Source organism: Paracoccus fontiphilus (assembly GCF_017356265.1).
In the GTDB taxonomy this organism is placed as follows: domain Bacteria; phylum Pseudomonadota; class Alphaproteobacteria; order Rhodobacterales; family Rhodobacteraceae; genus Paracoccus; species Paracoccus fontiphilus.
Genome location: NZ_JAFNAW010000012.1, coordinates 1 through 13,777, shown reverse-complemented (window position 1 = coordinate 13,777; position 13,777 = coordinate 1). Strand labels below are relative to the sequence as shown.

The 13,777-nt window shown below is 70.0% G+C and carries 12 protein-coding genes; 2 read left to right on the top strand and 10 right to left on the bottom strand.

Going from position 1 to position 13,777, the window contains the following annotated elements; all coding sequences use genetic code 11:
* Positions 1-42: 42 nt before the first annotated feature.
* The gene (locus J0F76_RS06470) at positions 43-822 is read right to left on the bottom strand and encodes an MBL fold metallo-hydrolase (RefSeq protein WP_242690035.1); all 780 of its coding nucleotides are present in this window, start codon (positions 820-822) and stop codon (positions 43-45) included.
* A gap of 121 nt (positions 823-943) precedes the next feature.
* Between J0F76_RS06470 and J0F76_RS06465 the strand changes: the two genes are divergently transcribed.
* On the top strand, positions 944-2,008 hold the full coding sequence (locus J0F76_RS06465) for a saccharopine dehydrogenase (RefSeq protein ID WP_207467023.1): 1,065 nt from the start codon (positions 944-946) through the stop codon (positions 2,006-2,008).
* A 73-nt stretch (positions 2,009-2,081) separates the two neighbouring features.
* A complete protein-coding gene (locus tag J0F76_RS06460; RefSeq protein ID WP_207467021.1) occupies positions 2,082-3,284 on the top strand; it encodes a PQQ-dependent sugar dehydrogenase in 1,203 nt (400 codons plus the stop codon).
* Here J0F76_RS06460 and J0F76_RS06455 read toward each other — a convergent pair.
* The 9 genes from J0F76_RS06455 to J0F76_RS06415 all read right to left on the bottom strand — a co-directional run.
* Positions 3,281-3,652 (bottom strand): DUF3775 domain-containing protein, encoded by a 372-nt coding sequence (locus J0F76_RS06455; RefSeq protein WP_207467019.1) that lies wholly within the window; start codon positions 3,650-3,652, stop codon positions 3,281-3,283. The genes J0F76_RS06460 and J0F76_RS06455 overlap by 4 nt on opposite strands.
* A gap of 48 nt (positions 3,653-3,700) precedes the next feature.
* Positions 3,701-5,500, bottom strand: coding sequence for a DNA mismatch repair endonuclease MutL (mutL, locus tag J0F76_RS06450; protein WP_207467018.1), 1,800 nt, complete (start codon positions 5,498-5,500; stop codon positions 3,701-3,703).
* A 124-nt stretch (positions 5,501-5,624) separates the two neighbouring features.
* A complete protein-coding gene (locus tag J0F76_RS06445) occupies positions 5,625-6,959 on the bottom strand; it encodes a M16 family metallopeptidase (protein ID WP_207467016.1) in 1,335 nt (444 codons plus the stop codon).
* Positions 6,956-8,356 carry a M16 family metallopeptidase gene (locus J0F76_RS06440; RefSeq protein WP_207467014.1) on the bottom strand — a complete coding sequence of 467 codons (1,401 nt, stop codon included), beginning with the start codon at positions 8,354-8,356 and terminating at the stop codon, positions 6,956-6,958. The genes J0F76_RS06445 and J0F76_RS06440 overlap by 4 nt, the downstream gene beginning before the upstream one ends.
* 70 nt (positions 8,357-8,426) lie before the next feature.
* Positions 8,427-9,641: a cytochrome P450 gene (locus tag J0F76_RS06435; RefSeq protein WP_207467012.1), complete on the bottom strand. Its 1,215-nt coding sequence runs from the start codon at positions 9,639-9,641 to the stop codon at positions 8,427-8,429.
* Complete coding sequence (locus J0F76_RS06430) at positions 9,638-10,156, bottom strand: DUF3035 domain-containing protein (protein ID WP_207467011.1); 519 nt, start codon at positions 10,154-10,156, stop codon at positions 9,638-9,640. The genes J0F76_RS06435 and J0F76_RS06430 overlap by 4 nt, the downstream gene beginning before the upstream one ends.
* 31 nt (positions 10,157-10,187) lie before the next feature.
* The gene (gene lspA / locus J0F76_RS06425; protein ID WP_207467122.1) at positions 10,188-10,736 is read right to left on the bottom strand and encodes a signal peptidase II; all 549 of its coding nucleotides are present in this window, start codon (positions 10,734-10,736) and stop codon (positions 10,188-10,190) included.
* Between the two features lie 113 nt (positions 10,737-10,849).
* Positions 10,850-12,439: a bifunctional phosphoribosylaminoimidazolecarboxamide formyltransferase/IMP cyclohydrolase gene (gene purH, locus J0F76_RS06420; RefSeq protein ID WP_207467009.1), complete on the bottom strand. Its 1,590-nt coding sequence runs from the start codon at positions 12,437-12,439 to the stop codon at positions 10,850-10,852.
* Positions 12,440-12,578: 139 nt separating this feature from the next.
* A partial coding sequence (locus tag J0F76_RS06415) for an RsmB/NOP family class I SAM-dependent RNA methyltransferase (protein ID WP_207467007.1) occupies positions 12,579-13,777 on the bottom strand: 1,199 nt, incomplete at its 5' end.

Genomic DNA, 13,777 nt, shown 5'->3' with positions numbered 1-13,777 from the left:
GGCCGGACGCTAGCCTGCCGGGGGCCGGCGGTAAAGGCGCCGTCAGCCCGCCTCGCCGCGCGGGTACCAGTTGGCGATCACGACAAGGCTGCCCGCGTCCGTGGCCTCGACCAGGCGGGCGAAGTCCTGAACGTCGCTGCCCCGGTGGTGATAAGGAAAGACCGTGACCGGCTTGAAGTCCGCGACCGCATCGGCGGCCTGCTGGACCGTCATGGTGTAGGGCAGGTTCATGGGCAGGAAGGCGACCTCGATATCCTCCAGCGCGCGCATCTCGGGCGTGTCCTCGGTGTCGCCGGCGATGTAGAAGCGCTTGGCCCCGATGGTCAGCACATAGCCGTTGTCGCGGCCTTGGGGATGGAACTGCTGCTTGTCGGGGCTGGTGTTGTAGGCGGGCACGGCCTCGATCCCCATGCCCATCGCCTGGGCCTGATCCCCGTTCGCCATCGCGGTCGCCCGCGCCTGCATGTCGGCGGGCAGCATGCCGTGGACCGCCGGGTTGGCGATGATGGCGACAGGGGGCAGGGCCTGCAGCGTCGGCAGGTCGAAATGATCGCCATGTTCATGCGTCAGCAGGATCAGCGCGGGCTGCGGCATCCCCGCATACAGGTCAGCGCCCCCCACGGGGTCGACATAGATCACCCCGCCCGGCGTCTCGACCACCATGGAGGCATGATCGACCGGGTGGAACACCACCTGGCCGCCTTCGACCGGATAGGCAAAGGAGGTCGGAACCGCCGTCTGGGCGAAGGCAAGGCGGGGCATGACGGCGGCGCTGGCGGTGGCAAGGCCCAGCATCAGGCTGGCGCGGCGGCTGAGGATCATCGGTTGGCTCCGGGCACGGGAATGGGTCGGATGCGGAACACCTGCGGCACCAACGGGTTCCCTTGCCGCTGCCCGGTCGCGGGGACTAGATGGCGGCGCAATGACGAAACCAGGAGTGGCGATGACACATCTATGGGTGCGGGCCGAAAGCCGCCCGAACGAGGATCGGGTCGGCATCACCCCCGACGGCGTAGGGGCACTGGTGGCCCAGGGGTTCGCCGTCACGGTCGAGGACAGCCCCCGCCGCGTCCTGCCGACCGACGCCTATGCCCGCGCGGGCGCCACCGTCGTCCCCGAGGGAAGCTGGACCACCGCGCCCGACGACGCCATCGTCTTCGGCCTGAAGGAACTGCCGGACGACGGCACCCCCCTGCGTCACCGCCACGTCATGTTCGGCCACGCCTTCAAGGGGCAGCCCGCGGGCCAGGCGCTGCTGCGCCGTTTCGCGGAAGGCGCGGGGCAGCTGTACGATCTGGAATACCTGACGGACGACAACGGCCGCCGCCTTGCCGCCTTCGGCTACTGGGCCGGCTATGCCGGGGCGGCCGTGTCGCTCAAGGCATGGGTCGCGCAGCAACGGGGCGAGTTGTGCGGGCCGATCCATGCCTATCCCGACAAGGCCCTGCTGCTGGAGGAGTTGCGCGCCCAGTTGGACGCCACGGGCCGCCCCCGCCCGCGCGCGCTGGTGATCGGCGCCAAGGGCCGCGTGGGCAGCGGTGCCGCCGACCTGCTGGTCGGGATGGGCGTGCCCGTCACCCGTTGGGACATGGCCGAGACCGCCGGCGGCGGCCCCTTCCCCGAGGTTCTGGCCCATGACCTGTTCATCAACGCGATCCTGGCCCAGCCGGGCGCGCCGGTCTTCGTTCCCGCAAGCGCCACGGCGCCGGGTCGCGCGCTGACGGTGATCGGCGACGTGGCCTGCGACCCGTCCAGCGACTTTTCCCCCGTCAAGGTCTATGACCGCACGACGACCTGGGACCAGCCGGTGCTGCGCGTGGCGGATCATCCGCCGCTGGACGTGATGGCCATCGACAACCTGCCCTCAATGCTGCCGCGCGAAAGTTCGGAAGATTACGCCGCGCAACTGCTGCCGGTGCTGGCGCGTCTGGATCGGATGGACGACGGTCCCTGGGGCCGGGCGGGGGCGCTGTTTCGGGACCACCGGGACCGGCTGACACAGACGTGAAGCCCTGCGGGGGAACGCGGGCCGATCCGGGGTGTTCGGCCAGCAACCGGCAGCATCACCCGACGAGGCTCGCATGATCCCCCGCCATCTTCTTGCCCTGACCACCGCCGCAGGCCTTCTGGCCGGAAACGCCACCGCGCAGGGTTTCAACGACGCGCCCCCGAATGCCCCGGACCAGCAGCCCGCCTTTGAAAACCAGACGCGCGCGCCAGCGCTCGCGGATGACGTGGCCCTGAACCAGACGGTCCTGGCCGACGGGCTGGATCATCCCTGGGGACTTGCCGAACTGCCCGACGGCGGCTGGCTTCTAACGGAACGGTCCGGCAAGCTGCGGATGGTCGGCGCCGACGGTGCCCTGTCCGACCCGATCGGCGGCCTGCCCGAGATCGACACCCGCGGACAGGGCGGGCTTCTGGACGTGGCGGTGCGCGATGATTTCGCCCAGACCCGCCGCGTCTGGTTCAGCTTCGCGCAGCCGCGCGAGGGCGGCAAGACCGCCACGGCGGTCGCCACGGGCACGCTGTCGGCGGATGGAGGCACGCTGGAAGGAACGCAGGTGATCTGGCAGCAGCAGCCGGCCTGGGATTCGACCAAGCATTACGGCTCGGTGCTGGTGTTCGATGGCCAGGGCGGGCTTGTTGTCACGACCGGCGAACGCTCGAACCCCGACTCGCGGGTTTATGCCCAGAACGTGACCACGACCTTGGGCAAGGTGGTCCGCATCGACCCTGAAAGCGGCGCGCCCCTGGGCGACCCCGGCGTGGCCGAGGCGCTGCCGGAAATCTGGTCTTGGGGCCATCGCAACATCCAGGGCGCGGCCCTGGACGGCCAGGGCCGCCTTTGGACCATCGAGCATGGCCCCAAAGGCGGGGACGAGCTGAACCGCCCGCAGGCGGGCCGCAACTATGGTTGGCCCCGCGTGACCTACGGGATCGACTACAGCGGCAAGCCCATCGGCGAGGGCCTCACCCGGCTGGAGGGAACCGAACAGCCGGTCTATTACTGGGACCCGGTCATCGCGCCGGGCCAGATGACCTTCTATGACGGCGCGATGTTCCCCGACTGGCAGGGCGACCTGCTGATCGGCGGGCTGAAGGCGGGCGCCCTCGTGCGCCTGGAACTGGATGGCGGCCGGGTGACGGGCGAGGCGCGGCACCTGCAAGGCATCGGCCGCGTCCGCGAGGTGGAGGTCGCCCGGGACGGCGCGATCATGCTGCTGACCGACGACGGAAACGGCAAGCTGATCCGCGTCACCCCGGCCGGGGACGCGTCCTAGACCGGCCGCGTCAGATCGTCCTCGGCATCCTCGGGCGAGATGCCCAAGGCATCAAGCCCCGCTTCCAGCAGGTCGGCCAGGCGCGGCTCTCCCATCAGGTAGTCCTCGGTGGGGGTGGTGCGTTCGACCCGCGCGGTCTCGATGGCTTCCTCCAGTTCCTCGGGCTCGAAGCTTTCCCGGCCGATCCACATGACGGCGACCAGGCTGGCCTGCTCGTCCTCGTTCAGGTTGGCGATGAAGTCGCGCAGTTCGCTCTGGACACCGCGCTGCGGCCTGCCGCCCGAATGCGCCCAGGGGTTGACGCCGCTGTCGTATTCGCGCGCGCGGATGATGATATGGGCGATCTTTTCAGGGCTGATCTGCAGCATGGCACGGCTCCTTGACTGGGCCGACTGTCGCGCCGTTGAAATCCGCCGTCAATCCTGCCTGCCGAACAGCCGCTCGATATCGGACAGGCGCAGCTTGACCCAGGTCGGGCGGCCGTGGTTGCACTGGCCGGATTTCGGCGTGCGCTCCATCTCGCGCAGCAGGGCGTTCATCTCCTCGGCCGTCATGCGTCGGCCCGACCGGACCGAGCCGTGGCAGGCCATCGAGGACAGCACCGCGTCGATCCGCCCGCGCAGCCGGTCGGACGCGCCCTGGTCCGCCAGATCGTCCAGGATGTCGCGGACCAGCGCGCGCGCGTCCAGCCGCGCCAGCATCGCCGGGGTTTCCCGGACGGCAATGGCGCCGCCTCCGAAAGGTTCGATCACAAGGCCAAGTTCGGCCAGATCGCCCGCGATCGCCAGGATGCGGCCGGCGTCGGAAGGGGACAGGTCCACGATCTCGGGGATCAGCAGCGCCTGACGGGCGATGCCGGTGGCTGCCGCCTGGGCCTTCAGCCGCTCATAGACCAGCCGTTCATGGGCGGCGTGCCCATCGACGATGACCAGCCCGTCGGCGGTCTGGGCGATGATGTAGTTCTCGTGGACCTGCGCCCGCGCCGCGCCCAGGGGGGCGTCCACCGGCACGGCCGCTTCCTCGACGCGGGCCGAAGGCGCCTCGGAAAAGCCCGGAGCGGGGGCTTGCAGGTCCAGGCTGGCGCGGATCGCCGTCGCCGAGGGTCGGTAATCCATCTGATAGGCACGCGGCGCCACGGGTTCCGCCCGGAACGCCGCCAGCGTCGCATCGCCCACCGTCGACGAGGCACGATGTCCGGCGCCCGCCATCCCGTGCCGCAGGGCGCTGACCAGCAGCCCGCGCGCGCCCTGCGGGTCGCGGAAGCGGACCTCGGCCTTGGCGGGGTGGACGTTCACGTCCACAAGCTGCGGGTCGCAGGACAGGTACAGCACCGCCGCCGGGTGTCGGCCCGCGGCCAGGACGTCCATGTATCCCGCCCGCAGCGCCCCGGTTAGCAGCCTGTCCCGCACCGGACGGCCGTTCACGTAAAGATGTTGCGCCACCGCCGCGCCGCGCGAATAGGTGGGCAGGGCGGCAAAGCCGGTCAGCGCCAGCCCGTCGCGTTCCGCGTCGAGGGAGATGGCGTTGTCGATGAAGTCGCGGCCCATGACGCGGGACAGGCGGATCTGCAGGGCGTCGAACAGCTCGCCCTGTTCGGCGTCGGCGCGGAAGATCTCCTTGCCGTCGGCGGTCAGGGTGAAGCCCACGTAAGGCTCGGCCATGGCCAGGCGGCGGACGCATTCGGCCACGGCCATCGTCTCGGCCCGGTCGCCGCGCAGGAACTTCAGCCGGGCAGGCGTGGCAAAGAACAGGTCGCGCAACTCGACCACCGTGCCGCAATTCGCCGCCGCCGGACGCACCGGCGCCACCTTGCCGCCCGCGACCGCGATCACCGCCCCGTCGCCGCCCCGCATCCGCGAGGTGATGGTCAGCCGTCCCACCGCGCCCAGCGACGGCAGCGCCTCGCCCCGAAACCCGAAGGACCGGATCGCCAGCAGGTCCGTGCCGTCGATCTTGCTGGTGGCATGACGCGCCAAGGCCAGCGGCAGGTCGTCCGGCGCCATGCCGCAGCCGTCGTCGCAGACCCGGATCAGCCGCTTGCCGCCGTCCTCGATGGCGATGTCGATCCGCGTGGCCCCGGCATCCAGCGCGTTTTCCACCAGTTCCTTGACGGCCGAGGCAGGCCGTTCCACCACCTCGCCCGCCGCGATGCGGTTGGCGGTGGCCTCGTCCAGTTGCCGGATGACAGGCCGCATATTGGGGGCGTGGGTGTTCATGCACCCAAATCTAGCAAGAGCGAAGCCGTGTCGCCAGCGATTCCTGCCAATCCCAAGGGCCGGGCTTTGCCTTGGTTCAAATATCCCACAGGGGGTCCGGGGGACGTGAAGTCCCCCGGCTGTCTCAGTTCACGACCTCGGCCGCTTCCGGAGTGTCCGTGGCCTCGATCCCCTCGGGACGACCCACCAGCACGAAGCGCAGCCCGTCCGCGTCCAGCAGGCGCCCTGCCACGCGCTTCACGTCATCGGCCGTGACCGCCTCGACCTTGGCGTTGCGGGTGTTGATGTAGTCGATGGGAAAGCCGATCAGCTGCATCCCGGCCAGGATGCCCGCGATCTTGCCGTTGCCGTCGAAGCGCAGGGGGTATTCGCCCGTCAGGTAGGTCTTGGCGTCGGTCAGTTCCCGGTCGGTCACGCCTTCCGCCATGCGGTCCCATTCCGCCTTGATCAGGTCCACCGCCTGCCCCGTGGTGGCGTTCGATCCCGCCATGCCGCCTTGCCAGGTCTGGCCATAGACGCCCGTCGCCAGCGTGGTGCCCACGCCATAGGTCAGACCGCGCTTTTCGCGGATCTCCTCCATCAGGCGGGAACTGAAACCGCCGCCGCCCAGGATGTGGTTGGCGACATAGGCGGCGAAGTAATCGGGATCGTCGATGGGCAGCCCCGGCCCGGCAAAGCTGACGACCGTCTGCGGGCTGTCCCAGTCGACCACCGTGACGCCGCCGGTCAGTTGCAGGTCCGCGGGTTCGGGCAGCGGCGCGGTGCCCTGTTCCGGCAGCCCGCCCAGAACCTTGTCCAGCAGAAGCCCCAGTTCCTCGGGCGAGATGTCGCCCGCAGCCCCCACCACCACCCGGTCGCGGGCCAGCACGCGGTTCTTCGCGGCCACCAGATCCTGCCGCGTCAGCGCCGCCACGGAGTCCAGCGTGCCGTTGATCGAGGTCGCATAGGGGTGATCCCCCCAAGCCTGGCGCGACATCTCCTTGGCGGCGATGGCCTGCGGGTCGGTTTCCTCGGACCGGATGATCGACTGCACCTGGGCGCGGACGCGTTCCACCGCCGCGTCGTCGAAGCGGGGCTGCGTCAGCGCCTCGGCCAGAAGGGCGGCGGCCTCGTCGCGGTTCTCGGACAGGGCACGCATCCCGACCGACAGCGAATCGTCGCCCACGTCAAAGGAAAACTGCGCGCCCAGATCCTCGACCGCCTGGGCAAAGGCCACCGAATCGCGGCTGCCCGCGCCTTCTTCCAGCGTGCCGGTCATCAGGTTGATGGCGCCGCGCTTGCCGGGCGCGTCCAGGCTGGCGCCGCCCCTGAAGGCGAATTCCACCGCGACAAAGGGGATGCTGTCGTCCTGGACCAGCCAGGCCTTGACGCCGCCGGGCGAGGTCACGGCCTGGATGTCGATGGCATGGGCCGGGACGGCCAGGACGGCGAAGAGGACGGCGATGGCGGCGCGGATCATCCTTGCACCTCGGGGGTTGGGGTGGCTGCGGGGGGCGTGTCGGCGGTTTCCGCCGCGGGGGGTGGCAGCAGCCAGCCGGTCACGGTGGCCTTGCTGCCCAGCACGTCGCGGGCGACGGCCATCACGTCCTCGGCCGTGACGGCGGCCAGGATGTCGGGCCAGTCGTTCACGTCCTGCACCGACAGCCCGGTCGCCAGCCCCTGCCCGTAATCGTAAGCCCGGCCATGCGCGGAATCGAGCGTATAGACCCGGGCGGCCTCGATCTGGGTCTTCACGCGGTCCAGATCGGCGGGGTCGGGCCCCGTTTCCAGGAATCGCGCCAGAACGCGATCCAGTTCGGCCTCGGCCTCCTCGGGCGCCATGCCGTCGGCGGGCACCAGCGAGATGCCGAAGCTGGTCGGGTCGACGGAAAAGCCGTCATAGCCCGCGTTCACCCACAGCGCCTTGCCCTTCATCGCCAGTTCGCGCCCCAGGACCGAGGTCTGCATGGACCCGCCCAGCAGTTCCGCCAGCACGGTCAGCGCGGCGGCGTCCTTCTGGTCGCCCGGATCGCGTTCGGGCGCGACATAGCTGCGCGTCATCACCGGTTGCGGCACGCGGGGGTCGGTCATCTCCATCCGGCGCGGCGACCGCTGGGTCGGTTCCTGCGGGCGGAGGCGCGGCTCGGCCTCGCCCTTGGCGGGGATCGGGCCGTAATACCGCTCGGCCAGTTCGCGGGCCTTCTCGGGCGTGACGTCGCCCGCGAGGATCAGGATCGCCTCGTTCGGGGAGTAATGATCGTCATACCAGGCCAGCGCGTCGTCACGGGTCAGCCCCTCCATTTCGGCGCGCCAGCCGATCACCGGGCGGCCGTAGGGGTGGTTGTAGAACAGCGTGGCATTGCGCTCCTCGGCGAACAGCGAGGCGGGGTCGCTGTCCACCCGCTGCGCGCGTTCCTCCAGCACGACCTGGCGTTCGGCCTGCCAGTCGTCCTCGCCGATGCGCAGGTTGGCCATGCGGTCGGCCTCCATCTCCATGACCAGGGGAAGGCGGTCGCTGGCGATGCGCTGGAAATAGGCGGTGTAGTCGTAGCTGGTGAAGGCGTTGTCCATGCCGCCGTTGGCGGTGACGGTCTTGGACAGTTCGCCCGGCTCCAGCTTCTCGGTGCCCTTGAACATCAGGTGTTCCAGATAGTGGGCGATCCCCGACTTGCCGGGCTGTTCGTCGGCGGAGCCGATCTTGTACCAGACCATCTGCACGACCACGGGGGCGCGGTGATCCTCGATCACCACGGTTTCCAGCCCGTTCGGCAGGGTGAAATGGGTGATTCCCTCGGGCATCTCGGCCGCGGTCTGGGCAAGTGCGGGCGCGGCGCCGAGGGTCAGGGCCAGCAGGGCAGGCAGGGCGGGGCGGTGCATGGGGGCGGGACCTCCTTGGGCTTGGTGTGAAATCTGACCAAAGCCGGCGGCCTTCGCAACGGGTCACACGCTAATGTGTCGCCACGGTGATGGGCAGCGACAGGGGACCATGGGCCTGGAGGCCGGTCTTCCACGCCACGGGACCAGCCGGTTCGATGCGGCGGGTGCGGGCCAGAAGGGCGGTGAACAGGACCTCCATGTTCAGCCGCGCCAGGTTGTTGCCCAGGCAGACATGCGGCCCCGCGCCGAAGGCCAGGTGCAGGTTCGGCTTGCGCGCGATGTCGAAGCGGTCCGGTTCGGGAAAGGCGGCCGGGTCACGGTTCGCGCTGGCATAAAGCAGCCCGAACCTCGTGCCCCGCGCCCAGTCCTGTCCACAGAGGAACAGGTCTTCGCCGGCAAAGCGGTGAAAGAAGATCAGCGGCGGGGCGAAGCGGAACATTTCCTGCACCGCCAGGGACATCAGGCCGGGTTCGGCGCGAAGCCGCGCCATCTGGTCCGGATGCGCCAGCAGCGCGTGAAGCCCGCTGCCCATCGCGTCGATGGCCGATCCATGGCCCGCATGGAGGATCTGCATGACCGTCGCGATCAACTCGTCACGGGACAACAGGCCTGCGCCTTCGGCCCCGATCATCGCCGACATCAGGTCATTGCGGGAACGAGCCTTGCGTTCGGCATACAGGTCCTGCAGCGCGTCATGGAACAGGCGCACCGCCCGTTCGGCCCGTTCCTTGCGGTCGGGGGCGCGGCGGCTGATGTCGAAATAGCTGACGGTGTCCTCGGACCATTGGGTCATCTGCGGGGCAAGCGCCGGATCGGTGCCGATCAGGTGGCCGATGACCTGCCCCGGCAGATGCGCCGCCAGATCGGCGATGAAGTCGAAACGGCCCTGCGGGACCAGCCGGTCCAGCGCGGCATCGACCCAGGCCGCGACAAAGGGCCGCAGGCTGTCCAGCCGGGACTTCGTGAAGAACGGAAACACCGCGCGCCGCAGCCGGTCGTGGTCCGGCCCGTCGATCTCCAGCATCGAGCACTGCACGAAGCGTTCGTGGAACGGCATGTCGTGGAAGTTCTCGGCCCGCTGCAGGTCCCGGCGCTGCCCGTCGGAAAAGATCGCCGTGCCCCGCACCATCCGCCGGTCCGAGGCGATGGCCTGCACATCGGCAAAGCGCGAGGCAAGCCGGAAGTCCTGCCACAAGGGCAGGCCCGGCACGGTCCTCAGCCACGCATAGGCGGGCCAAGGGTTTTCGCCGAAATGGGGTGCAGCGGGATCGAAGCCCCCGGTCATTCCTCGGGCGGGGCGGGCGAGGTCTGGGTGATCGCGCCCGCGCGCTGCCAGCGTTGCTGCTCGGTCCGCGAATCAAGGGCCATGGGGCGATAGGCGCGCTGATAGACGGTGGTGCCGAACAGCGCCTCCAGCGGGCGACGCTTGTTGCGCGAGCGCCATTCCGCGTCGGCCTCGGCCAGCGTCTGGCGGATGGCGGGGTCGGTGCCGCGGCGGGCTGCATGGGCGACCAGAGCGCCATCGGCTGCGGCGATGCCCTGGTCGCTCAGCCGGGCGGGGTTGCCGCCAAGGGCCGCCACGGCATCGGCATTCGGGTTCGGATCGGTGATGTTGGCCCCGCCCGGCGTGGGCGCTGGCAGCAGCGCCAGGTCGGGCGGCATGGACAGGGGCCGGGTCGGCAGAATGGCGAATTCGTCCGGGCTGTTCTGGCCGGTCTCGATATTCATCAGCTGGTTGCTGCCGCAGGCCGAAAGCCCCATGACGGCCGCTGCCGCGATGCCCCTGACGAAAGCCTGCATAGAACTGCCCCTTGCCTTTGTTGCGCCCGTTCTAGCCGGATTTGCCGGCCCCGTCACGGGTCTTGTCGTGGTGGTTGTCGGCGGGCTTGCTGCGCGGCTTGCGGGCGGGTTTTTCCGGTTCCTTCTTCTGCGGCACCAGGACCAGCCCGATGGCACCCGCGAAGATGGCGATGTCGGCCACGTTGAAGCTGTAGGGGTTCTGCCATCCGGGCAGCGACATGTTCAGGAAATCCGCGACCGCGCCGTAGAGCAGCCGGTCGATCACGTTGCCAAGCGCGCCGCCGATCAGCAGCCCCGCGGCGATGCGGGCAAACCGCCCGGCATTGGACCGCCAGATCCAGATCCAGACCCAGGCCACGATGACGATCGCCACCCCGATCAGAAGCCATTTCGTGACATCGGTGTCGGATGCCATCAGGCCGAAGTTCACGCCCTGGTTCCAGGCCATGCGCAGGTTCAGCCAGGGCGGCAGCACGTCGATTTCGCGAACGCGGTCCAGTTGCAGCACATGGACCACCCAGTATTTCAGCGCCTGGTCCAGCAGGAAGACCAGCCCTGCCGTCCAGGCCACCGGACGCATGTTCGTGCGCAGGGGCGGCACGGGCTTTTTCGGCGCGCGCGGCCGCCGCGCCTTGGGCGCCGCCGGTTGAGCCGGTGCTGGGGGCGGCTGGTCCAGGGGCAGTTCGTGCTGCATCAGTGCCGGAAGTGCCGCTGGCCGGTGAAGACCATCGCCAGGCCCAGGCGGTTGGCCGCCGCGATCACCTCGTCGTCGCGCATGGACCCGCCGGGCTGGATCACCGCGCGGGCGCCCGCCTCGGCCAGGGCCTCGATCCCGTCGGCAAAGGGGAAGAAGGCGTCCGAGGCCACGACCGCGCCGATGGTCAGGGGCTGGGCCAGCCCCAGCGCCTCGGCCATGTCCTCGGACTTGCGGCGGCCGATGCGGGTGCTGTCTACGCGGCTCATCTGGCCCGCGCCGATGCCCACGGTGGCCATGTCCTTCGCATAGACGATGGCGTTCGACTTGACGTGCTTGGCAACGGTCCAGGCGAACAGCATGTCGTTCAGTTCCGCATCCGAGGGCCGGCGGTCGCTGACCACCCTCAGGTCGGACAGCATGACATGGCCGTTGTCGCGGCCTTGGACCAGGAACCCGCCCGCGACCTGGCGGAAGGCCAGCCCCGCCGCCTGCGGATCAGGCAACCCGCCGGTGGTCAGCAAGCGCAGGTTCTTCTTGGCGGCGAAGATGCGCTTGGCGTCCTCGTCGGCATCAGGCGCGATGACCACTTCGGTGAAGATCTTGGCGATCTCCTCGGCGGTGGCGCCGTCCAGCGTTCCGTTCAGCGCGATGATGCCGCCGAAGGCCGAGGTGCGGTCGCAGTCGAAGGCGCGCCTGTAGGCCTCCAGCGCCGTTTCGCCCCGCGCCACGCCGCAGGGGTTGGCGTGCTTGATGATCGCGCAGGCCGGGCCTTGCGCCGGGTCGAATTCGGCCACCAGTTCGAAGGCCGCGTCGGTGTCGTTGATGTTGTTGTAGGACAGTTCTTTGCCCTGCCACTGCTTCGCGGTGGCGACGCCGGGGCGGTTGTCGCCCGTGACATAGAAGGCCGCCTGCTGGTGCGGGTTCTCGCCATAGCGCAGGGGTTGCGCCAGCGTGCCCGCGAAGGCGCGGCGGCGGGGCGTTTCCTCGCCGATGGCGCCCGCCAGCCAGGTCGAGACGGCGGCGTCATAGGCGGCGGTGCGCGCATAGGCGATCTGCGCCTGGCGCTGGCGGAAGGCCAGCGTGGTGCGGTCGTCGTTGGCGTCCAGTTCGGCCAGCAGCGCGTCATAGTCCTGCACGTCCACGATCACGGTGACGAAGCCGTGGTTCTTGGCCGCTGCCCGGATCATCGCCGGGCCGCCGATGTCGATGTTCTCGATGCAGTCGTCATAGCCTGCGCCCTGGGCGACCGTTTCCTCGAAGGGATACAGGTTCACCACCAGCAGGTCGATCGGCCCGATGCCGTGGGCCTCCATCGCGGCAATGTGTTCGGCGTTGTCGCGCAGCGCCAGCAGGCCGCCATGGACAACGGGGTGCAGCGTCTTGACGCGGCCGTCCATCATTTCGGGAAAGCCCGTCACATCGGCCACGTCCACCACCGTCAGCCCGGCCTCGCGCAGCGACTTCGCGCTGCCGCCGGTGGACAGGATCTCGATCCCCCGCGCGTCCAGCTTGCGGGCGAAGTCGATCAGCCCGGTCTTGTCGGAAACAGAGATGAGCGCGCGTCGGATCGGCACGGGATGGGACATGGGGGCCTCGCATCTGGTTTGCGGCCCAACTACCCGCCCTGCCGCGCAAGGTCCAGAACCCCGCGTGGCAATCCGCCATTTCTCCGTTGCGCAAATACCCCAGGGTGAATTGGCCGCAGGCCAAGAGGGGCAGCGCCCCTCAGCCGCCCCGGCCCGCCTTGTGCAGCCGCGCCATGAAGAACCCGTCCATGCCGCCCCGGCCGGGCCAGCAGTCGGGCCGCGTGCGCAGCCCGCCTTCCGGCGTGATCCACGAAGGCTCGGTCCCCGGCAGATCCGGCGTTTCCACCACCAGGCCCGGATGGCGGGCCAGGGCGGCGGCGACTTGGGCCTCGCCCTCGTCGGGCAGCAGCGAGCAGACGGCATAGACCATCCGCCCGCCCGGCGGCAGCAGGGACAGGGCATGGTCGATCAGCCGCGCCTGCACGTCGATCAGGGCCGGGATGCCCGACCCGTCCCGCAGGAAGGGCAGGTCGGGATGGCGGCGGATGGTGCCCGTGGCCGAGCAGGGCGCGTCCAGCAGGATCGCGTCCAGGGGCGCGGTGGGGCGCCAGTCCAGGGCATCCGCCGCGACCAGTTCGGCGGACAGCTTGCAGCGGCGCAGGTTCTCGGCCACGCGCCGCAGGCGGGCGGGGCTGATGTCCACGGCCGTCACCTGCGCACCCGCCGACGCCAGTTGCAGCGTCTTGCCGCCGGGCGCCGCGCAAAGATCGGCGATTCGCTCGTCCGGTCGGGGGTCCAGCAGGCGGACGGGCAGGGCGGCGGCGGCGTCCTGCACCCACCAGTCGCCCGTCGCGAAGCCGGGCAGGGCGGACACTTGCGCGGGGCCATGGATGCGCAACGATCCGGTCGGCAGCACGTCCGCGCCCTCGACCGACACGCCCGGCTTGGGTGTCAGGTCCAGCGGGGCGCCCGCCCCATGCGCGGCCTCGATGGCCCGCGCGGCGTCCTCGCCATAAGCGGCAGCGACAGGTTCGCGCAGCCAGTGCGGCATCGGCTGCGGCGGCAGGTCGGCCCAGCCCTTGTGGCCCGCCACCTTGCGCAGCACGGCATTGACCATGCCCGAGGCAGCCTGGCCCTTCTTGCCCAGGCTGCGGGTCAGGCTGACGGCCGCGTCCACGACGCCGTGCGGTGCGCCGCCGCCGTCCAGCATCTCGACCACGGCCAGGCGCAGCACGTCCGCGACGGGCGGGCTGGGCTTGCGGCTGACATAGGCGCGGATCACGGCATCGGCGCGCGCTTGGTGGCGCAGCACGTCGGCGGCAAGGCGCCCGGCGCGGGCCTGGTCGGCCGGCGGCAGGGCCTTCAGCGCGCCCGCCTGGTCCGCCAGCGACAGCCCTG